This is a genomic window from Mycobacterium sp. pV006 (genome assembly GCF_041287115.1).
Taxonomy (GTDB): Bacteria; Actinomycetota; Actinomycetes; order Mycobacteriales; family Mycobacteriaceae; genus Mycobacterium.
In genome coordinates, this window is the sequence record NZ_JBGGKT010000006.1 from 82,643 (window position 1) to 102,167 (window position 19,525).

The 19,525-nt window shown below is 67.9% G+C and carries 19 protein-coding genes and 1 tRNA gene; 13 read left to right on the forward strand and 7 right to left on the reverse strand.

Translation table 11 applies throughout. From position 1 onward, the window contains the following. Positions 1-4: 4 nt before the first annotated feature. Together ACAG25_RS11430 and ACAG25_RS11435 are read right to left on the reverse strand one after the other, a co-directional pair. Positions 5-844, reverse strand: coding sequence for a mycofactocin-coupled SDR family oxidoreductase (locus tag ACAG25_RS11430; RefSeq protein WP_370488526.1), 840 nt, complete (start codon positions 842-844; stop codon positions 5-7). 74 nt (positions 845-918) lie between these two features. Beyond that, complete coding sequence (locus ACAG25_RS11435) at positions 919-1,506, reverse strand: TetR/AcrR family transcriptional regulator (RefSeq protein ID WP_370488527.1); 588 nt, start codon at positions 1,504-1,506, stop codon at positions 919-921. 56 nt (positions 1,507-1,562) lie between these two features. On the opposite strand from ACAG25_RS11435, the gene ACAG25_RS11440 reads away from it, so the two are divergent. Beyond that, a complete protein-coding gene (locus ACAG25_RS11440) occupies positions 1,563-2,843 on the forward strand; it encodes a cytochrome P450 (RefSeq protein ID WP_370488528.1) in 1,281 nt (426 codons plus the stop codon). Here ACAG25_RS11440 and ACAG25_RS11445 read toward each other — a convergent pair. Beyond that, the gene (locus ACAG25_RS11445; RefSeq protein WP_370488530.1) at positions 2,827-4,470 is read right to left on the reverse strand and encodes a long-chain-fatty-acid--CoA ligase; all 1,644 of its coding nucleotides are present in this window, start codon (positions 4,468-4,470) and stop codon (positions 2,827-2,829) included. The two genes, ACAG25_RS11440 and ACAG25_RS11445, sit on opposite strands and share 17 nt — an antisense overlap. 76 nt (positions 4,471-4,546) lie before the next feature. Between ACAG25_RS11445 and ACAG25_RS11450 the strand changes: the two genes are divergently transcribed. Continuing rightward, a complete protein-coding gene (locus tag ACAG25_RS11450; RefSeq protein WP_370488532.1) occupies positions 4,547-4,951 on the forward strand; it encodes an HIT family protein in 405 nt (134 codons plus the stop codon). Here ACAG25_RS11450 and ACAG25_RS11455 read toward each other — a convergent pair. Continuing rightward, entirely contained in the window at positions 4,934-6,385 is a 1,452-nt protein-coding gene (locus ACAG25_RS11455) for a sensor histidine kinase (RefSeq protein ID WP_370488533.1), read from the reverse strand. The two genes, ACAG25_RS11450 and ACAG25_RS11455, sit on opposite strands and share 18 nt — an antisense overlap. Continuing rightward, positions 6,382-7,095, reverse strand: a complete 714-nt coding sequence (locus ACAG25_RS11460) for a response regulator transcription factor (protein ID WP_370488534.1) — start codon at positions 7,093-7,095, stop codon at positions 6,382-6,384. The genes ACAG25_RS11455 and ACAG25_RS11460 overlap by 4 nt, the downstream gene beginning before the upstream one ends. 93 nt (positions 7,096-7,188) lie before the next feature. Between ACAG25_RS11460 and ACAG25_RS11465 the strand changes: the two genes are divergently transcribed. The 11 genes from ACAG25_RS11465 (at position 7,189) to ACAG25_RS11515 (ending at position 17,650) form a co-directional block, all read left to right on the forward strand. Further along, entirely contained in the window at positions 7,189-7,917 is a 729-nt protein-coding gene (locus ACAG25_RS11465) for a hypothetical protein (RefSeq protein WP_370488535.1), read from the forward strand. A gap of 35 nt (positions 7,918-7,952) precedes the next feature. Further along, positions 7,953-8,024, forward strand: a tRNA-Thr gene (locus ACAG25_RS11470). 46 nt (positions 8,025-8,070) lie between these two features. Continuing rightward, positions 8,071-8,475 carry an HNH endonuclease gene (locus tag ACAG25_RS11475; protein ID WP_370488536.1) on the forward strand — a complete coding sequence of 135 codons (405 nt, stop codon included), beginning with the start codon at positions 8,071-8,073 and terminating at the stop codon, positions 8,473-8,475. Between the two features lie 23 nt (positions 8,476-8,498). Then, a complete protein-coding gene (locus ACAG25_RS11480) occupies positions 8,499-8,855 on the forward strand; it encodes a hypothetical protein (RefSeq protein ID WP_370488538.1) in 357 nt (118 codons plus the stop codon). Positions 8,856-9,031: 176 nt separating this feature from the next. Next, entirely contained in the window at positions 9,032-11,086 is a 2,055-nt protein-coding gene (locus ACAG25_RS11485) for a DUF4185 domain-containing protein (protein WP_370488540.1), read from the forward strand. 43 nt (positions 11,087-11,129) lie between these two features. After that, positions 11,130-12,251: an XdhC family protein gene (locus ACAG25_RS11490; protein ID WP_370488542.1), complete on the forward strand. Its 1,122-nt coding sequence runs from the start codon at positions 11,130-11,132 to the stop codon at positions 12,249-12,251. A 133-nt stretch (positions 12,252-12,384) separates the two neighbouring features. Then, positions 12,385-14,682, forward strand: a complete 2,298-nt coding sequence (locus ACAG25_RS11495; RefSeq protein ID WP_370488747.1) for a xanthine dehydrogenase family protein molybdopterin-binding subunit — start codon at positions 12,385-12,387, stop codon at positions 14,680-14,682. 10 nt (positions 14,683-14,692) lie between these two features. Next, positions 14,693-15,385 carry an SRPBCC family protein gene (locus ACAG25_RS11500; RefSeq protein ID WP_370488543.1) on the forward strand — a complete coding sequence of 231 codons (693 nt, stop codon included), beginning with the start codon at positions 14,693-14,695 and terminating at the stop codon, positions 15,383-15,385. Then, complete coding sequence (locus ACAG25_RS11505) at positions 15,382-16,278, forward strand: xanthine dehydrogenase family protein subunit M (RefSeq protein WP_370488544.1); 897 nt, start codon at positions 15,382-15,384, stop codon at positions 16,276-16,278. The genes ACAG25_RS11500 and ACAG25_RS11505 overlap by 4 nt, the downstream gene beginning before the upstream one ends. A 2-nt stretch (positions 16,279-16,280) precedes the next feature. Beyond that, positions 16,281-16,763: a (2Fe-2S)-binding protein gene (locus tag ACAG25_RS11510; RefSeq protein WP_370488546.1), complete on the forward strand. Its 483-nt coding sequence runs from the start codon at positions 16,281-16,283 to the stop codon at positions 16,761-16,763. Next, the gene (locus ACAG25_RS11515; protein WP_370488547.1) at positions 16,760-17,650 is read left to right on the forward strand and encodes an NAD(P)-dependent oxidoreductase; all 891 of its coding nucleotides are present in this window, start codon (positions 16,760-16,762) and stop codon (positions 17,648-17,650) included. Before ACAG25_RS11510 ends, ACAG25_RS11515 begins: the two co-directional genes overlap by 4 nt. 62 nt (positions 17,651-17,712) lie before the next feature. On the opposite strand, the gene ACAG25_RS11520 is transcribed toward ACAG25_RS11515, so the two are convergent. Then, positions 17,713-18,555 carry an SDR family oxidoreductase gene (locus ACAG25_RS11520; protein WP_370488548.1) on the reverse strand — a complete coding sequence of 281 codons (843 nt, stop codon included), beginning with the start codon at positions 18,553-18,555 and terminating at the stop codon, positions 17,713-17,715. A gap of 44 nt (positions 18,556-18,599) precedes the next feature. Then, positions 18,600-19,505 carry an enoyl-CoA hydratase gene (locus ACAG25_RS11525; RefSeq protein ID WP_370488748.1) on the reverse strand — a complete coding sequence of 302 codons (906 nt, stop codon included), beginning with the start codon at positions 19,503-19,505 and terminating at the stop codon, positions 18,600-18,602. Positions 19,506-19,525: the final 20 nt, after the last annotated feature.

Sequence of the window (19,525 nt, forward strand, 5' to 3'; positions counted from 1 at the left end):
CAGGCTATTTCAGCATACTTCCGGCGTCGACGGTGACGGGTAGCCCGGTGATGTACCGCGCCTCGTCGGACGCCAGGAACAGCACCGCGTTGCTGATGTCGATCGGCTCGACCCATCCGACCGGCAGCACGTGCATGAACTGCGCGGCCACCGCGAGATCTTCCGGACCCGGGTTCTCCAGATCGGGACGGAACAGCTTCATCGTGCCTTCGTTCATGAACAGCGGGGTGTTCACGTTGGTCGGACAGACCGCGTTGACCCGGATCGAATGCTGGCCGAGCTCCACGGCGAACGTCCGCATCAGGCCGATGACGCCGTGCTTGGCGGCGATGTAGTGGCCGGTGTGTGGGTACGGCTTGAGTCCACCGACCGAGCTGGTGAGGACGATCGATCCGCCCTGTCCACCGGAGAGCAGGTGTGGGACAGCGGCTTTGACCGACTTCCAGACGCCCGAGAGGTTGACGTCGATCATGTCGGTCCAGTCTTCTTCGCTGGTGTGGTCCAGCGTCTGCCCACCGTTGCCGATGCCGGCGTTGGCGACCACGATGTCGAGGCGGCCCAGTTGCTCGACCCCGGAGTCGACCGCGTTCTTGACGGCGGCGAAGTCGCGTACGTCCACTTCGGCGGCGACGATCCGGCGCCCGGTCCCCTTCACCAGGTCCACGGTCTGGGCCAGGTCATCCGGTGTCGCGGCGGGGATCTGTGTGTTGCTGCTGATCGGTCCGCAGACATCGATCGCGATGATGTCGGCGCCCTCCTCCGCCAGACGGACCGCGTGGCTACGTCCCTGCCCGCGCGCTGCGCCCGTGATGAACGCGACCTTGCCTTCGACCCGACCAGCCATCTCTCACCTCAAATCCAGCCCGACGACCGACTTTTGTCGATCGATCAGGAGCGTGACACCGATCACCCGGACTGTCAACCGTCGGAAGACGATCCGAGCTGTTGGAGCAGGCGGTCGACGTAGGAGCGCATCTCGTCATGGCCGAGGGTGACCCCGACGTTGCTCTCGTTGCAGAGGCTGCGGGCGATCTGGGCGATCAACATCGAGACCGCCACCGGCGGATGCTCGCGCAGGTCGATCCCATTGGTGCGCAGGGCGACAGTGACTGCGGCCGTTTCGATGTCACGCACACGTTCGGCGTAGGCCCGCAGTTCCACGCGGATCGCCTTGCGATGATTGGCCAGCGCCATGAACTCGGTGTTCAGACCGGTGCGGTGGACCTCGGAGTTGATCAGCCACAGCGCCCGCAGCGGGTCGTCATTCGTCAACGCCTTGCGCATGTGCTCCAGGGACGTCTCGGCGCCGGCCCGCAGCACCTCGACGAACAGGTCATCCATCGTCGGGAAGTAGTAGTAGACCAACGCCTGCTTGACCCCGGCCTCGGCGGCCACGCGCCGGGAAGTCGCTGCGGCATAACCTTCGTCGCGCATCACCTTGGCCGTCGCCTCTATCAGACGTTGCCGCGCATTGCTTGACCGTGCCTCAGACGCCGTGGTAAGCATGGCGCATTCTATCAGTCTGATCGATCGATCAGGCAAGCGAAAGGACGGCTTACCTGATGACCGACCTCGCCTCGGTGGACTTCTTCTCCGACTACGAGCTGAGCCAGGACCCGTACGCCTACTGGGATGCGCTGCGCGAACGCAACCCCGTCTACCGGGAACCGCACTACGGCGTCGTCGCGGTCACCGGATATCAGGAAGTGGTGGCCGCGTTCAAGAATCACGACGCGTTCTCCGCGGTCAACGCGATCGGCGGGCCGTTCCCGCCGCTGCCGTTCACCCCGGAGGGCGACGACATCACCGAGCAGATCGAGGCGCACCGACACCTGTTCCCGATCTACGAGCACATGGTGGTGATGGACCCGCCCGCCCACGAACGGGCCCGCTCCCTGCTGAACAAGCTGTTGACGCCGCGTCGCCTCAAGGAGAACGAGGACTACATGTGGCAGCTGGTCGACAGCCAGATCGATCGCGTGATCGACAACGGCCGATGCGAGTTCCTCTCCGAATACGCGAAGCCCTTCGCCACCTCGGCCATCATCGACCTCCTCGGCGTTCCCGAACAGGACCGTCCCGAGTTCCTCGCCGCGCTCGGTGTCGAGGAGCGCCACGGTAGTCGCGTCGGCGCTCTCGACGGCGAACCCGTCGGTTCCGATCCGTTGCAGTACCTCGATGACAAGTTCGCCGGATACCTCGCCGAACGGCGCCGGGAGCCACGCGGCGACGTGCTGTCCGGAATGGCCACCGCCGTCTACCCCGACGGCTCCACGCCCGAGCTCATCGAGGTGGTCAAGCCGGCGACGTTCCTGTTCGCCGCCGGTCAGGAGACCGTCACCAAGCTGCTGTCCGCGGCGATGAAGACCCTCGGCGAACAGCCCGAGTACCAGCAGATCCTGCGCGAGCACCCCGACCGCATCCCGACGTTCATCGAGGAGTCGTTGCGGATGCACTCGCCGACGAAGGTGGACTTCCGGTTGGTCCGTAAGACCACCACGCTCGGCGGCGTGCACCTGAAGGCCGGCACGATCGTGATGCTCTGCCTCGGCGCGGCCAACCGCGATCCGCGCAAGTTCGACGATCCGCACGAGTTCCGCCCCGACCGCAAGAATGTGCGCGAGCACATCGCGTTCGGCCGCGGCATCCACACCTGCGCAGGGGCGCCGCTGGCCCGGGTCGAGGGGCAGATCACGGTGCGCCGCTGGCTGGACCGAACCAGCGAGATCCGGCTCGACGAAACCACCCATGGTCCTGCCGGGGCACACCGGTTCGCCTACGACCCGACGTTCCTGCTCCGCGGGCTCAGCGAGTTGCAGATCGAGTTCACCCCGGCAGGGTGACGTCGCGGTACTGCTCGCGCAGCTTGACTTTGAGCACCTTGCCGGTCGCGGTGTGCGGCAGTTCGTCGACGAAGATCACGTCCTCGGGAAGCCACCACTTGACCACCTGACCGGCCAGGTACTCCAGGACCTCGTCGCGAGTTGCCGTGTGGCCCTTGCGCAGCACGGCGATCAGCAGCGGCCGTTCCTGCCACTTCGGGTGCGGAACCCCGATCACCGCGGCCTCGGCGATCGCGGGATGTCCCATGGCGGCGTTCTCCAGATCGATCGAGCTGACCCACTCCCCGCCGGACTTGATGACATCCTTGGTCCGGTCGACCAGATGCAGGTATCCGTCCGGGTCGATGGTGGCGACGTCCCCGGTGGGGAAGAAGCCCTCGGCGTCGAGCTTGTCTCCGCCCTCGCCCTTGAAGTACCCGCTGGCGATCCACGGGCCACGAACCAGTACTTCCCCAAAAGCCTTGCCGTCCCAAGGCAACCGGTTGCCGTCCTCGTCGACGATCTTGAGTTCGACGCCGAAAACACCGCGACCCTGCTTGAGTTTGATCTGTTGTTGCTCTTCCACGGACAGATCGGCGTGCTTGGGCAGGAGCCGGCCGACGACGCAGATCGGACTGGTCTCGGTCATCCCCCAGCCCTGACCTCCCTCGGCCCCCAACTCGTTCTCGATGCGCTCGAGCATCGTCTTGGGCAGCGCCGAACCGCCGATGCCCGCCCACTCGAGTTTCAGTTCGCTCGGGTCGATCTCGGGATGCTCGTCGAGGTAGGCGAAGAACATCAGCCACACCGTCGGCACCCCCTGCATGATCGTCACGCCCTCGTCGCGCATCAACCGGTAGACGCTCTCCCCGTCGAGGTGCGGGCCGGGCAGCACCAGCTTGGCGCCCACCATCGCCGCCGAGTACGGCGTGCCCCATGCGTTGGCGTGGAACATCGGCACGACCAGCAGCAGCGTGGCGCCGCTGTGGATGTCGAAGGTGTCGCGCGACAGGGACAACATCGCGTGCAGCACCGTCGAACGATGGGAATACAGAACACCTTTCGGGTTCCCGGTGGTGCCGGAGGTGTAGCACAGCGACGAGGCGGTGCGCTCGTCGAACTCCGGCCAGACGTAGTCGGTGGACTGGCGTCCGACGAAATCCTCGAAGCAGCGCAGCTTGTCGGCGGGGATCTCCGGGATGTCCGGCATGTGCTCGCGGTCGGTCATCGCGACGTAGGTCTCGACGGTGGTGAACTGGTCGGCCAGCTGGCCGACCAGCGGTGCGAAGGTGATGTCGAAGAACAGCACGCGGTCTTCGGCGTGGTTGACGATGTAGACGATCTGCTCGGCGAACAGCCTCGGGTTGACGGTGTGCATCACCGCACCCGATCCCGAGACGCCGAAGTACAGCGCGAGGTGGCGGTCGCTGTTCCACGCCAGCGTCGCGACCCGGTCGCCGGCGGCGACGCCGAGTTCGGCCAGCGCGTTGGCGACCTGCTTGGACCGGTCGCGGACCGCGCTCCAGGTGGTGCGCCGAACCGGCCCCTCGGGCAGCCGGGACACGATCTCGGTCTGTCCGTGGAACGTCGCCGCATGCTCGATGAGCGACGAGATCAACAACGGCCGGTCCTGCATCAAACCCAACATCTGGCCAGGCTAGAGCGAACCGGAACACCGCGGGGGCCGTTGCGCGCCGGATTCGCCGACTGGAATGCTCGAGCCCATGGCGACCGTCTTCACCAAGATCATCAACCGAGAGCTGCCGGGACGCTTCGTCTACGAGGACGACGACATCGTGGCGTTCCTGACGATCCAGCCGATGACACAGGGCCACACCCTGGTGGTCCCCCGCGAGGAGATCGACAACTGGCAGGACATCGAGCCGGCCAAGTTCGCCCGGGTCATGGAGGTGGCGCAGCTCATCGGGAAGGCAGTCTGCAAGGCCTTCGACACCGAACGTTCGGGCGTCATCATCGCCGGCCTGGAGGTGCCGCACCTACACGTGCACGTCTTCCCGGCCCGCAACCTGTCGGACTTCGGGTTCGCCAACGTCGACCAGAACCCGTCACCGGAATCGCTCGACGAGGCGCAGGCCAAGATCAAGGCCGCGTTAGCCGAGTTGTCCTGAGGGGACCGCGGCCGCCGAGGGGCTGACGTCGGCGATGCGCGGAAGGCTCACCCGGAACCGGCTGCCCTGGCCAGGTGCGGTGGTCACCTCGACGTGTCCACCGTGGGCCCAGACCAGCGAATCGACGATCGACAGACCCAGTCCGGTGCCGCCGCTGGCTCGGGTGCGCGACGAATCGGCGCGGTAGAACCGCTCGAATACGCGTTGGGCGTCCTCGGCGCTCATGCCGCGTCCCTCGTCGCGGACCTCCAGGATCGCGTCGTCGCCCTCGGTGCCCACCCGCACGGTCACCGCGGCACTGTCGGGCGTGTGTTGCAGGGCGTTGGCGACCAGGTTGGACAGCACCTGTCGCAACCGCGCCTCGTCGCCGAGAACCTCCGGAGTGCCGGGCCCGTCGAACACCTCCATGTCGATGCGACGACTCGGTGCGACCGACCGCGCGTCGTGTACCGCGTCGGTGGCCAACGTCAGCAGATCGACGCGGCGCTGCTCGAGCGGGCGCTGCGCGTCCAGACGCGCCAGCAGCAGCAGGTCCTCGACGAGCAAACCCATTCGGCGCGCTTCACTTTCGATACGGCTCATCAGCATCTCGACGTTGCCGGCCGCGCCCTGTCGGTACAGTTCGGCGAAACCGCGGATGGTGGTCAGCGGTGTGCGCAATTCGTGGCTGGCGTCGGTGATGAAGCGCCGCATCCGCTCCTCGGAGGTGCGGGCCGATTCGGCGGACTGCTCCGAGGAGGCCATCGCCCGTTGAATCTGGGCCAGCATGCCGTTCAGCGCCGACGACAATCGACCGACCTCGGTGCGCGGGTCGCGTTCGGGCACCCGACGGTCGAACTGCCCGGCTGCGATGGCCGCCGCGGTCTGCTCGACCTCGATGAGCGGGCGCAGGCTGCGATGCACGACGGCATAGCCGGCGACGCCGAGCACCAGTAGCACCGCGGCGCCGATGCCGATCTGCGTGAACACCAGGGTGCGCATCGTCGAGTTCACGTCGGCCAGGTCGATGGCCACCGTGGTCAATCCGCCGTCGGCGGCGCGCACCGTCATCGCACGCCACTGCAGCTCGGGGTGGTCGACCGAACCCACCGTCACCGGGTCGGGCCCCACGTCGTTGTCCGCGGGCAGATCGGGTTCGGCGACGCGGTCGTTGACGGCGGTCCACACGTGGCGTTCGGAGTCGACGGTTCGCACGTAGAAGTCCGACGGCGGACGCGCCGGATTGGGGTCACCCAGCGGCGTGACCGGCGTCTGCCTCGGCACCTGGGCCCAGCCCTGCGACGCGTCCAGCAGGGTGGCGTCGACGCGCTTCATCAGACCGTGCTGCAGGATCGTGGTGACCGCGATACCGGAGGCCAACAGCCCGCACGCAACCAGCAGCAGCGTGGCCGCGACCAGCGCGACGCGTAGCGGCACACCCCGACCGCGGCTCACCGTGGTTCGCGCAGGACGTACCCGACGCCGCGCAGCGTGTGCAGCAGTCGCCTGTCGCCGGTGTCGATCTTGCGCCGCAGGTAGGAGACATAGGACTCGACGACGTTGACGTCGCCACCGAAGTCGTAGCGCCAGACGTGGTCGAGGATCTTCGGCTTCGACAACACCGTGCCGGCGTTGATCATGAAGTAACGCAGCAGCGTGAACTCGGTCGGCGACAACGACACCGGCTCGCCGGCCTTCCACACTTCGTGGGTTTCCTCGTCGAGTTCGATGTCGGCGAACGTCAAACGTGAGGTCCGCAGTTCGGGGCCGCGGCCGGCGCGACGCAGAATGACCCGCAGTCGGGCCACCACTTCTTCGAGGCTGAACGGTTTGGTCACGTAGTCGTCGCCGCCCAGCGTCAAGCCGGCGATCTTGTCCTGCAACGAATCTCGTGCCGTCAGGAACAGCGCCGGCGCGTCGATCCCCTCCCCGCGCAGCGCGCGCAGCAGCGCGAACCCGTCCATACCGGGCATCATCACGTCGAGGATGATCGCGTCCGGGCGCACCTCCCGCGCTGCGGTCAGGGCGGCCTGCCCGTTGGTGGCGGTGTGCACCTCGAAACCCTGGAATTTCAGGCTCACCGACAGCAGCTCGACGATGTTCGCCTCGTCGTCCACGACCAGGACGCGAGCCTCGGGGACGTGATCCTGAAGCGGCATGGCCATCCCTCCAGTGTCCTCGCTTCCGGTGCGCGATTCCTGGAAGTCCGCTGTGCGGTTCCTGTGAGTCGCTGTTGCCTCGTCTTTAGACTTGACCGTATGAACCTCGCCAAATCGCTCACCGACCTCGCGTTCGCGCCGGTGCGCGTGGGCCTGGCCGTCGCCGACGCCGGGATCGGCATGGCGACCAGCGCGATGGACGTGGCCCACCGCGCGGTCGGGGAGACGGGGGTGCAGCAGCGCCCGACCTCGTTGGCGCAAATGCTCGGCATGCAGGAGGCCGTGGAGCGGGCCAACCGCCTGGCCCGCCTGATGGACGAGGACCAACCGCTCGGACGCGCGCTCGCCCCGGACGGTCCGCTGGACCGGCTGCTCAAGCCCGGCGGCGTGGTGGATCGCATCACCGCCCCCGGCGGCGTGCTCGACCGCCTGACCCAGGAAGACGGCGGACTGATGCGCGCCATCGAGCCGGGCGGTCTGGTCGATCAGCTGCTCGAAGAAGACGGCCTGGTCGATCGCCTACTCGCCGAGGACGGACTGGCCGACCGGCTCTTCGCTGAGGGCGGGCTGATCGAGAAGCTGACCGCGCGCAACGGCCCGCTCGAGCAGCTGGCCGACGTCGCCGACACGCTGAACCGGCTGGCGCCGGGCCTGGAAGCACTGGAGCCGACCATCGAGGCGCTGCGCGAGGCGGTGATCGTGCTGAGCCAGGTGGTCAACCCGCTGAGCAACATCGCCGACCGGATCCCCCTGCCGGGACGCCGCATGCGCAGCCGCACGACGCCCCGGCCGGTGCCTTCGCAGCGGGTTATCGACCCGCCCCAATGAGCAGATAAGATCCGGCACGTCCTCTTCGAGGGCACGCCTCCTTAGCTCAGTGGTAGAGCAGCCGCCTTGTAAGCGGCAGGTCGTCAGTTCAATCCTGACAGGAGGCTCCGAAGCTACACGGATCTGTCATAGGCCCTTCGTAACGTGTGCGACGTGAGAGAGTGTCGCGGGTGCGGTTCCTCGTTGACCAAGCGCAGTCAAAAGGTGTACTGCAGCAATAGTTGCCAGGCTTCCGTCCGGCGAAGGTCGGCTACGCAACGGTGGCTGAACTCCGGGGCGTCCTGGGTGGGCACCCGCAGCGAGCACTACATCAGGCAATATCTCAGTGCCCAACAGTCGGGTTGCTGTGCGATCTGCGGCGGGACCGCGGTCTGGCTGGAACGGCCCCTCGCCTTCGTCCTCGACCACATCGACGGCGACGCGTCGAACAACCGCCGGGAGAACCTGCGGCTCATCTGTCCGAACTGTGATTCGCAGCTACCCACATACAAGAGCCGCAATCGTGGCAGCGGCCGGTATTACCGCCGTCAGCGCTACGCCAACGGCCAGTCGTTCTGACCGGCACGAGTACCGTCACGGCCATGGCTGAAGCTGGACTGTGGATCGCGTGGGGTGTGCCGACGGCCGGGCGGGAGCGCCGTGCACTCGAGCTTCTCGTCGAGACCGAGGGCTATCTGTCAGAGCTTCAGGAGCAGGGACGCATCGAACGCTTCGATCGCGTGGTCCTCAAGCCGCAAAGCATCGAGATCGGCGGATTCATCTTCATCCAGGGCTCCGACGAGCAGATCGACGGGCTGCGGCGGGACGAGTCGTTCGGGGTCTGGTTGGCCCGGGTGCAGTTGGTGGCCGATCAGGTCGGGGTGGTCGACGCGTGGGCCGGCGACGGCATTGCCGAGGCGGTCCGGCTCTACGAGAAGGCGTTGGAGACCCTCGAGTAGGCCGCTCGCGTCCGTTTGCTGCTGAACCACCACGTTTGACCCTGCGTGAGAAACACCAAGATCACGGTAACGAAACGGATTCTGTGACGATTTAACCTTTTGCTCAGTCTGTTCCGGCACGTGCGATTGAATGGCCACCAGTTCGGGACACGAACAGGTTGGATCAGAGGGGTTTCATGGGTTCCGCAGCCTACGTCGGCCGCGTCGGCGGGCTTGCCGTCGCACTCGGTATCGGATCAGCTGTCTTTGTCGGCAATGGCGTCGCAGTCGCCGATGACACCGACGGCGCGGGGGCGCGGTCATCGTCGTCAGCTACCACCGATGCCGACAGTGGCGAGCGCACGCGCCGCAACGAACAGACCACCGAGCGCAGGTCGGCCCGTACCGCCGACGCCGGTACAGACTCTGCGCAGGGCGACGAGGTCGTGCTCGACGACGAGGACGCGACCGCCATCGACGAGGGCGCAGTCGAGGAGCCCGAGCCCGCCCCGCGGCCCGAGCGCCGCCGGGCGGCGGCCCAACCGGTCGAGTCCACAGAGCCCGAAGCGGCGCCGACGTCCGCTCCGGCCCGCACCCAGCGCCGAGCGGAGCCCGAGGTCCGCACCGAGGCCACCGACGCCCCCGAGAAGCCGGCGGCGACGTCGGAAGACGACCCCGCGGTGGCCCCGAAGGAGCCGACCAAGGTCGCGGTGTTCGCCTCGGCGACCGTGTTGGCGGAGGCCAGCAGCGTGCGGTCCGCCCCCGAGGTCGCCGAGATCGACCTGCCGGCCGACGACGAGGTGGAGACGCGCCGGCCGAACCTGGTTTCCGCGGTGGTCAATGTCGTACACAGCATGCTCGACTGGGCGCGGCAGCGCGCCGACACCAACGACCCCGCAAGCACCCCACAACCCCCGTTCCTGTGGGCCTTGATGTCGTTCGCCCGTCGCGAGCTGGACAACCTCTTCGCGACCCGCAGCACCACCCCGGTCGCCTCCGCCGCACGCACCACCAGCCTCGCGCTGGCCGCCAACGCCGCCACCGACACCTGGGTACCGCCACACAAGCCGTGGGCCGACCCCCAGGTCAGCCCGTCGACGAACTTCGTCAGCTGGGTCACCGGGAGCTACGTCTATCCCGAGTCAGAACCGCGCAAGCGCAACCAGCTGGCCGACACCTACAGTCGCTTCGGCGTGCACGGCACCGACGTCGGTGTCATGTGGGACAACGGCATGAAAGACGACCCCAACACCCCGTGGAACGAAAGCCAGGTGCTGATCGCCGTCGGCGACACGTTCAGCGGCCCCGGCATGCAGGGCGGCTGGCGCTACAACACCCTGTTCCGCAGCTCCGACCGCGACCTGTCCAACGGCATGGACATCCCGGACGGAGAGTGGAAGAACGGCAACATGTTCGGCGGCGCGCCGCTGTCGGCCGAGACGTTCGCGCGTCCGATCATCAACCGGCCGACGTGGCTGCCCGGTTCGGTCACCCTGATCCCCACGGCGGGAATCTCGGTGGAGGCCCCGGGCACCAAATTCGGTGTCATGCAGTACGTCAGCTTCATGTCGGTGTCGCGCTGGGGTTCGGCCGGCCGGTGGACGACGAACTACTCGGCGATCGCGTACTCCGACGACAACGGCGAGAACTTCAAGGTCGCGCCGCAAAGTGTGCGCTACAACTCGATCTTCAGCGGACACCGCAACTTTCAGCAGTCCGCGTTCGTGCAGGGCAACGACGGCTACGTGTACATGTACGGCACACCCAACGGCCGCCAGGGCGCGGCCTACGTCGCACGGGTGGCTCCCGAGGACATTCTCGACGCGTCGAAGTACGAGTACTACAAGAAGGCGTCGTCGGGCTGGCTCGGCACGACGCCCGCGCGCTGGGTGCAGGGCAGCCCGTCGTCGGCCTCGGCAGTGATCGGCAAGACCGGCGGCGCGTGTGGCGCCACCAAACCGGGGTACCGGGTCAGCGAGATGTCGGTGCAGTACAACGAGTACCTCGGCAAGTACGTGACGCTCTACGGCGATCAGTTCAACAACATCGTCATGCGGACATCCGACACCCCCGAGGGCGAATGGTCGGAGGCCACGGTGCTGATGGGCCAGCAGCCCGGCGGCATCTACGCGCCGATGCTGCACCCGTGGTCGCCGTCGACGGCGGGCACCGGGTCGGACCTGTACTGGAACCTGTCGTTGTGGTCGGACTACAACATCATGTTGATGCGCACCGACCTGTCCAAGCTCTGACGGACGAAAAGCTCTCCAGACACGGCCCCCTACACTCGCGTTCGTGCGCGACGTTCTCGACGAGCTCCTGAGGGTGTGGCAGTCCGGCGGCACCGCCGGACTGGCAACCGTGGTGCGCACCATGAAATCTGCGCCTCGCCCGCCCGGTGCGGCGATGGTGGTCGCGCCCGACGGCAGCGTCGCCGGATCGGTGTCGGGAGGCTGCGTCGAGGGCGCCGTGTACGAGCTCGCCCAGGAGGTGGTTTCCGGCGGCACGCCTGAGCTGCAGCGCTACGGCGTCAGCGACGACGACGCGTTCTCGGTCGGATTGACCTGTGGCGGCACCATCGACATCTTCACAGAAGCGGTGTCACGCAACACTTTTCCGCAGCTGCAGGACATCGCCGACGACATCGCTGCGCATCGGCCGGTCGCGGTGGCCACCGTGATCGCCCATCCCGACTCCGACCGCGTGGGTTCCCGGTTGATCATTCGACCCGACAGTGCCGACGGCACGGTGGGTTCCGCGCGTGCGGACGCCGCGGTGGCCGACGACGCCCGAGGGCTGCTCGCTGCGGGCCGCTCGGGTGTGCTGACGTACGGACCGGAGGGTCAGCGGCAGGAATCGGGCATGGAGGTGTTCGTCGGCAGCCACGCGCCGCGACCGCGGATGCTGGTGTTCGGCGCGATCGACTTCGCCGCCGCCCTGGCGCAGCAGGGCGCCTTTCTGGGCTACCGGGTCACCGTCTGCGACGCACGTCCGGTATTCGCGACCGAGGCGCGCTTCCCCGCCGCCGAGGAGGTCGTCGTCGACTGGCCGCACCGCTACCTGGCTGCGCAGGCCGACCAAGGCACCCTCGACGCGCGCACCGCGATCTGCGTGCTCACCCACGATCCCAAGTTCGACGTCCCGGTCCTCGAGGTCGCGCTGCGCCTTCCCGAGGTCGGCTACATCGGGGTGATGGGCTCGCGACGCACCCACGACGACCGCACTCGCCGCCTGCGCGAGGCCGGACTGACCGACACCGAGCTGGCGCAGCTGGCCAGCCCGATCGGCCTGGACCTGGGCGCCCGCACCCCGGAGGAGACCGCGGTGTCGATCGCCGCGGAGATCATCGCGCGCCAGTGGGGCGGTACCGGGCGGCGACTGTCCGAGACGGACGGACGCATCCACCACGAAGCATGAAACCGCGTGAGACACAAGTGGTGGAAATGTCGCTCTCCGATGCGATAACGTCACTCTTCAAGTTCTGAGGAGAGTGATCGAAGTGACCGACACCGCCGTCGAGTCCGTCACCGCGCGTTACGCCGGCCGACGCATGGAACGTGTCGAGGACAGCCGACTTCTCACAGGTCACGGCTCGTTCGTCGACGACATCAACCGCCCCGGGATGCTGCACGCGTGCTTCGTGCGCAGCCCGTACGCCCGCGCGAAGATCCTGAGCTTCGACGCCTCGGCGGCACTGGCCCATCCCGGTGTGCATGCGGTGCTCACCGCCGACGACATCAACCCCGAGGTCAACGAGGCGTGGCACGCCGTCGCGGGCAAGGACGTGCCGGACACCCCGCGCCCGCCACTGGCCGAGGGCGAGGTCCGCTTCGTCGGCGACCCGATCGCGATCGTCATCGCCGAGAACCGGTACATCGCCGAGGACGCGATCGAGCTGATCGACGTCGACTACGAACCCCTGCCCCCCGTCGCCGACTTCACCCGCGCGGTGGAACTCGCCGAGAGCGGCGCGGTGGTGCACGAGGCCTATCCGGACAACCGCGCCGGCGGCATGGGCGGCGCACCGCCGGACGAGGAGACGTTCGCCAACGCGGCCTATGTCGCCAAGGCGCACGTGTACCAGCAGATCCACGCACCGGTCCCGATCGAGACCCGCGGCATGGTGGTCGAATGGCAGGCCGCCCCCGGCGAACTGACCGTCTGGGCGTCCACCCAGACACCGCACGAACTGCGCGCATTCGCCGCGCGGCTGCTCGGCATCCCGGCGCAACGGGTCCGGGTCATCATGCGCGACACCGGCGGCGGTTTCGGCCAGAAGGTCGTGCCGATGCGCGAGGACATGTGCATCCTGCTGGCCGCCCGCAAGGTCGCGGCACCGCTGAAGTGGATCGAGGACCGCCGCGAGAACCTGATGTCGGCGGGGCAGGCCCGCCACGTCGACGGCGACGTGCGGATGGCCTTCGACTCCGAGGGCAACATCCTGGCCGCCGACATCGACTTCATCCAGGATGTCGGCGCCTATCCGACGCCGTATCCGGTGCTGACCACCGCGGCCATCGGCATGTTCTTCCCCGGCCCGTACCGGGTGCCGAAGTCCAGCTTCAACTACCAGACCATCTTCTCCAACACCGCCGGACTGGCCGCCTACCGCGGACCGTGGCAGTACGAAACCCTCACGCGCGAGATACTTCTCGACATCGCCGCACGTGACATGGGGATCGACCCGCTGGAGCTGCGGCAGCGCAACATCCTGCGGCGTGACGAAATGCCGTACTTCAACCCGAACGGCATGCCCTACGATCATGTCGCCCCGGCGGACACCCTCGACCAGGCGGTGAAGATCCTCGACCACGAGGGATTCCGCAAGGAACAGGCCGATGCGCTGGAGGAAGGCCGCTACATCGGACTGGGCTACTCGGCCTACATCGAGCCCACGGGTGCGGCGACCGGCCACCTGGCCACCGAGGGCGCCACCATCCGGATGGAGTCCACCGGCAAGATCAACGTCTACGTCAACGGCGGTTCGACCGGCAACAGCCTGGAGACCACCGTGGTGCAGTTGACCGCCGACGCGCTCGGCGCCGACATCGACGACGTCTCCACCATCCAGGGTGACACCGCGGTGACCCCGTACGGTGCGGGCACCCAGGGCAGCCGCAGCGGACCCATGACCGCCGGCGCGGTCAGCGAAGCCGGCGCGATCCTGCGCAAGCAGATCCTGGCCATCGCCGCGAACCTGCTCGGCGTGCCGGCCGAGGAGATCGAACTCGCCGGCTCGCGCGCGATCGTGCGCAGCGAACCGGACAAGAGCGTCAGCTTCGCCGACATCGCCTACCGCTCCTACTACGACCCCGGACAGCTGGCCGGCACCAACCCCACGCTGGAGGCCACCGCACGCTTCAACTCCGAGGCGATGATCCACTGGGCCAACGCCACTCACGCCTGCACCTGCGAGGTCGACGTCAAGACCGGACAGGTCACGCTGACCCGTTACATCGTCAGCGAGGACGTCGGCCCGATGATCAACCCCAACGTCGTGGAAGGCCAGATCGCCGGTGGCACCGCGCAGGGCATCGGCGGCGCTCTGCTCGAGGAGATGAACTACGACGACGACGGCAACCCGCTGTCCTCGACGTTCGTCGACTACCTCCTGCCGACCGCCACCGAGGTCCCCGCCATCGAGTACGGCCACGTCGAGATCCCCGGCCCCGGCGTCGGCGGATACAAGGGCTGCGGCGAGGGTGGCGCGATCGGCTCCACCCCGGCGGTCATCAACGCGATCAACGACGCGCTGGCGCCGCTCGGGGTCACCATCACCCGGCTGCCGGCCACCCCGGCCTCGATCATCGAGGCCATCCAGAAGAGCCAAGAACAAGCGACGAAGTAGAGGACGAACAGTGGAGTTGGTCAACGAGTTCCGCGTTCCCGTGCCGGCCGCGACGGCGTGGGAGGTGCTCACCGATGTGCAGCGCGTCGCGCCGTGCATCCCCGGCGCGCAGCTGCTGTCGGTCGACGGTGACGACTTCACCGGCGCGGTGAAGGTCAAGGTCGGTCCGATCACGGTGTCCTACAAGGGCGAGGCGACGTTCACCGAGAAGGACGAGTCCGCCGGGCGCGTGGTGATCAAGGCCAGCGGCAAGGAGACCCGCGGCAGCGGCAACGCCTCGGCGCTGGTGACCGCGCAACTGAAAGACGAGGGTTCCGAGACCGCGGTGGTGATCACCACCGACCTGACGATCTCCGGCAAGGCCGCACAGTTCGGTCGCGGTGTGTTGGCCGACGTGGCCGGCAACCTCATCGCCCAGTTCGCGCAGCGGCTGGAGGCCGACGTACTGGGCGGGTCCGCCAAGCCGCAGTCCGCCCCGTCCGCGGAGGCGCAGACCGCTGCACCGGTCGCCGCGGCCGCCGACGAGTCGGTGGACCTGTTGAAGGTCGTCGCGCTGCCGATCGCCAAGCGCTACGCACCGGTCGCGGCCGGGGTGGCCGCCGGTGTGGCGGTCGGCCTCCTGCTGGGCCGGCGCCGCCGCAGCACCCCGACTCCGCCGGCCGTCGACGAGCTGGTCGCCGCGCTGTCCCGGCTGCTGTCATGAAACCCGCCGCATTCGACTACCACCGGCCCGACACCCTTGCCGAGGCTGCCGAGATCCTCGGACGGCTCGGCGATGACGCCAAGGTGCTCGCCGGTGGACAGAGCCTGGTCCCGATGCTCAACATGCGGCTCACGCATTTCGAGAACCTGGTCGACATCTCGCGGGTCGACGAGCTGTGCGGAATCGACCCGGTCGACGGCGCGGTCCGCGTCGGGGCCACCACGTCGCACGCGCTGGTCGGACTCGACGACGAGGTCGCCGAGTCGGTGCCGCTGCTGACGTTGGCCACTCCGCACATCGGCCACTTCCAGATCCGCACCCGCGGCACCCTCGGCGGAGCCATCGCCCACGCCGACCCCGCAGCCGAATACGCCGCTGTGGCACTGGCTCTGGACGCCGAGATGGAAGCCACCTCGACCCGCGGAACACGTGTCGTCGCGGCACAGGACTTCTTCACCGGGCTGTGGGAGAACTCCCTGGAGGGCGACGAGATCCTCAGCGCGGTGCGGTTCCCGGTGTGGCAGGGCCGCTGTGGGTTCGCCGTCGAGGAGTTCGCCCGCCGCCACGGCGATTTCGCGATCGCCGGCGCCGTCGTCGCGGTCGAACTCGACGATGCCGACCGCGTGAAGCGATGCGGCATCGGCCTGCTCGGCCTGGGCTCGACCCCGCTGCGTGGCAGCGCCGCCGAGACCGCGATCCTCGGGCGCGCAGCCGGCGAGCTCGACGAGGAAGCCCTCGACGAGATCGGCAACGTGGCCATGGACGCCCTCGACGACATTCCCGCCGACCTGCAGGGCTCGGCAACCTACCGGGCCCGCGTCGGCTCGGCGATGGTGGCGCGAGCGCTGGGCAAGGCGCTGGCGTCGGCAAGCACCCAGACCCAAGGAACGTGAGCATGCGCGAGACCCCCGTCGAGATCACCGTCAACGGCCACCCGGTGCGCCACGTGGTGGAGACCCGACTGACCCTGGCCGATTTCCTGCGCGAGAAGTGCGGGTTGACCGGAACCCATCTGGGTTGTGAGCACGGAGCGTGCGGCGCCTGCACGGTACTGCTGGACGGCCAGGCGGTGCGTTCGTGCCTGATCTTCGCTGTGCAGGCCGAAGGCCAGGAGGTCACCACCGTCGAGGGCGTGGGCGGCGAGGACGGTCAGCTGTCCCCTGTGCAGGCCGCGATGCGGGAGTGCCACGGTTTGCAGTGTGGTTTCTGCACACCGGGATTCGTCACCAGCATCACCGCCCTGCTGCGCGACAACCCGTCCCCCACCGACGAGGAGATCCGCGAGGGTCTGTCCGGCAACTTCTGCCGGTGCACCGGGTATCAGGGCATCGTCAACGCGGTGAAACGCGCGGCAGAGGTGAATAATTCGACGGCATGAGGATCGGGTTCGTCGGCCTGGGCAACATGGGTGCGGCCATGGCCGCCAATCTCCTGGCCGCCGGCCATGACCTGACGGTCTACAACAGATCCCCCGAGAAAGCCCGGCCGCTGACCGGGCAGGGCGCCACCGCCGCCGCCTCGGTGGCGCAGGTCTGCGACGCAGAGGTCGTCGTCTCGATGCTCGCCGACGACGCCGCCACCGAAGCCGTGACGTTCGGCGACTCGGCCATCCTGTCCTCGTTGCCGCCCGGCGCGATTCACGTGTCGTGTTCCACCATCAGCGTCGCGTTGTCACAGCGGCTGACCGAGGCGCACGCCGCGGCCGGCCAGACGTTCGTGGCTGCACCGGTGTTCGGCCGTCCCGAGGCGGCCGCGGCGGCGAAGCTGTTCGTCGTGGCCGGCGGTTCGCCCGCTGCGGTGGAGGCCCTCGAGCCGATCTTCTCGGCGGTGGGTCAGCGCACCATCACGATCTCCGAAAAACCGCACATCGCCCACCTGGTGAAGCTGTCGGGCAACTTCCTGATCGCCTCGGTGATCGAATCCCTCGGCGAGGCAATGGCTCTGGTGTCCAAGGCCGGTGTCGACAAGGTCGAGTTCCTCGACCTGTTGACCTCCACGTTGTTCGACGCGCCCGCCTACCGCACCTACGGCGGGCTGCTGGCCCGCCAGGAGTTCGAGCCGGCGGGCTTCGCAGCGCGGCTCGGGCTCAAGGATGTGCGGCTGTTGCTGGCGGCCGGCGAGGAGCTGCAGGTGCCGATGCCGGTGGGCGGCCTGATCCGCGACCGCTACCTGGCGCTGCTGGCCGGCGGGGGCGCCGAACTGGACTGGTCGGCGATGGGCGCGATCGCTGAGTGGGAGTCGCAGGGACGGACCACCCGCGGCTGACGAGATTGCTTCCAGCGCGCGATTTTCGTCGGTTGACGCGCGTGGAATGCGATTTCGGCGGGTCAGTCGGGGACGACGCCGCGCAGACCGTCGGCGCCGAACACCGGCTCGAGCATCGACGAGAAGTCCGGCCCGCGGCGCAGCATCATCCCGCCGTCGACGTTGATCACCTGCCCGGTGATGTAACTCGACGCATCCGAGAGCAGGAACACCGCCGCGTCGGCGACATCCTCGACCTCACCGGGCCGCGGCAGCGGTGTGGCCTCTGCGTAGTCGCCACTGACCTCCGGGGACATGAAGATCGCCGCGACCAGATCCGTGCGGATCAGCCCGGGGCGCAGGCAGTTCACGCGTACCCACGACGGGCCCAGTTCGTCGGCGGCCAGTTTCATCAGGTGGTCGACCGCGGCCTTGGATACCCCGTACGCGCCGAACCAGCGGTGGGTGTTGCTCGCCGCGATCGACGAGATCCCGACGAACGAACCGCCACCGCCGCGGACCATCTCGCGCGCGGAGTGCTTGAGCACGTAGAACGTTCCGTTGACGTTCAGGTCGATCAAGTTGCGCCACGCCGCGGAGTCGAGCTGCGGGATCGGCCCGATGGTGTCGCTGCCGCCGGCGCAGTTGACCACACCGTGCAGCCGGCCGGTCCAGGACGTCGCCGCCGCCACCGCGCGGATCACGTCGTCCTCGTCGGTGACGTCACCGGCCTCGTAACGCACCGCACCGCCGCCTTCGCCTGCGGCAGAGGCGATCTCGTCGGCCGCCGCCGCGAGCTTGTCGGCGTTGCGACCCATCAGCATGGCGTTGCCCCCGGCGGCGACCACCGCCGCGGCGACCCCCTTGCCGATTCCGCTGCCACCACCGGTGACCAGAACGGTCTTGTCGGACAACGAGATCTGCACGCGCACGCTCCTTTGACGGTCTAACAGAATCTCTCAGTTATACGTCACGGCTCGTCGTGGCGGGCCAACTTCGGCGCACCCAGGGTGCGCCAGTCCGGCACGTTCGGCGGCAGGCCGATCGGGTACCGGTTCTCGTTGAACGCCGCCCAGTGCGCGTGTCCGAGTTCGTGGATGTGGAAGGCGTGCCGCAGCGCCTCGGTGAAGCCCATCGCGTCGCTGGCGGCATTGACCGAATCCTTCACCAGCAGCGCGGCCATTGTGGGGCGCTCGGCGATCCGGCGCGCGAACTCCAGGGTCTTGTCCTCGAGTTCGTCGCGGGCGAAGACCTTCGACACCATGCCCAACCGGTGCGCCTCGTCGGCGTCGATGCAGTCGCCGGTCAGCAGCAGTTCCTTGGCCTTGCGGGGTCCGAACTCCCACGGGTGGGCGTAGTACTCGACGCCGGGCATCCCCATTCGGACAGCGACCACATCGGAGAACCGCGCGTCGTCGGCGGCCACGATCAGATCGCACGCCCAGATCAACATCAGGGCCGCGGAGATCGCGTTGCCCTGCACCTGGGCGATGGTGATCTTGCGCAGGTCGCGCCACCGGCAGGTGTTCTCGAAGAAGTAGTGCCACTCCTGCAGGTAGGTCTGCTCGGCGATGGCCTCGCGGGTGGCGCCGTTGCACAGGAAGGTCGGGTGCTGGTCGGGTCCGGGGGAACGCTCGGCCATCGCGGCCTCCGAACCCAGATCGTGGCCGGCCGAGAAGTTCTTCCCACGGGCCGCCAGGATGACGACCCGCACCTCGTCGTCGGCCTCGGCCCGGCCGAACGCCTCGTCGAGTTGGACCAACAGCGTCCGCGACTGCGCGTTCTGCGCGTCCGGGCGGTTCAGCCAGATCCGGGCGATCCGGCCGTCGTCGAGCGTTTCATAAGTCACCTGCTGCGTCGTTGCCACACGGAGCACATTACGTCGCGGGGTGTGTC

Bases quoted from the DNA above. Each gene is read 5' to 3' on its own strand.
- ACAG25_RS11515 (WP_370488547.1), top strand. From the start codon at position 16,760: ATGAGGATCGGGTTCGTCGGCCTGGGCAACATGGGTGCGGCCATGGCC.
- ACAG25_RS11465 (WP_370488535.1), top strand. From the start codon at position 7,189: ATGAACCTCGCCAAATCGCTCACCGACCTCGCGTTCGCGCCGGTGCGC.
- ACAG25_RS11510 (WP_370488546.1), top strand. From the start codon at position 16,281: ATGCGCGAGACCCCCGTCGAGATCACCGTCAACGGCCACCCGGTGCGC.
- ACAG25_RS11435 (WP_370488527.1), bottom strand. From the start codon at position 1,506: ATGCTTACCACGGCGTCTGAGGCACGGTCAAGCAATGCGCGGCAACGT.
- ACAG25_RS11445 (WP_370488530.1), bottom strand. From the start codon at position 4,470: ATGTTGGGTTTGATGCAGGACCGGCCGTTGTTGATCTCGTCGCTCATC.
- ACAG25_RS11480 (WP_370488538.1), top strand. From the start codon at position 8,499: ATGGCTGAAGCTGGACTGTGGATCGCGTGGGGTGTGCCGACGGCCGGG.
- ACAG25_RS11440 (WP_370488528.1), top strand. From the start codon at position 1,563: ATGACCGACCTCGCCTCGGTGGACTTCTTCTCCGACTACGAGCTGAGC.
- ACAG25_RS11450 (WP_370488532.1), top strand. From the start codon at position 4,547: ATGGCGACCGTCTTCACCAAGATCATCAACCGAGAGCTGCCGGGACGC.
- ACAG25_RS11460 (WP_370488534.1), bottom strand. From the start codon at position 7,095: ATGGCCATGCCGCTTCAGGATCACGTCCCCGAGGCTCGCGTCCTGGTC.
- ACAG25_RS11430 (WP_370488526.1), bottom strand. From the start codon at position 844: ATGGCTGGTCGGGTCGAAGGCAAGGTCGCGTTCATCACGGGCGCAGCG.
- ACAG25_RS11505 (WP_370488544.1), top strand. From the start codon at position 15,382: ATGAAACCCGCCGCATTCGACTACCACCGGCCCGACACCCTTGCCGAG.
- ACAG25_RS11485 (WP_370488540.1), top strand. From the start codon at position 9,032: ATGGGTTCCGCAGCCTACGTCGGCCGCGTCGGCGGGCTTGCCGTCGCA.
- ACAG25_RS11495 (WP_370488747.1), top strand. From the start codon at position 12,385: ATGGAACGTGTCGAGGACAGCCGACTTCTCACAGGTCACGGCTCGTTC.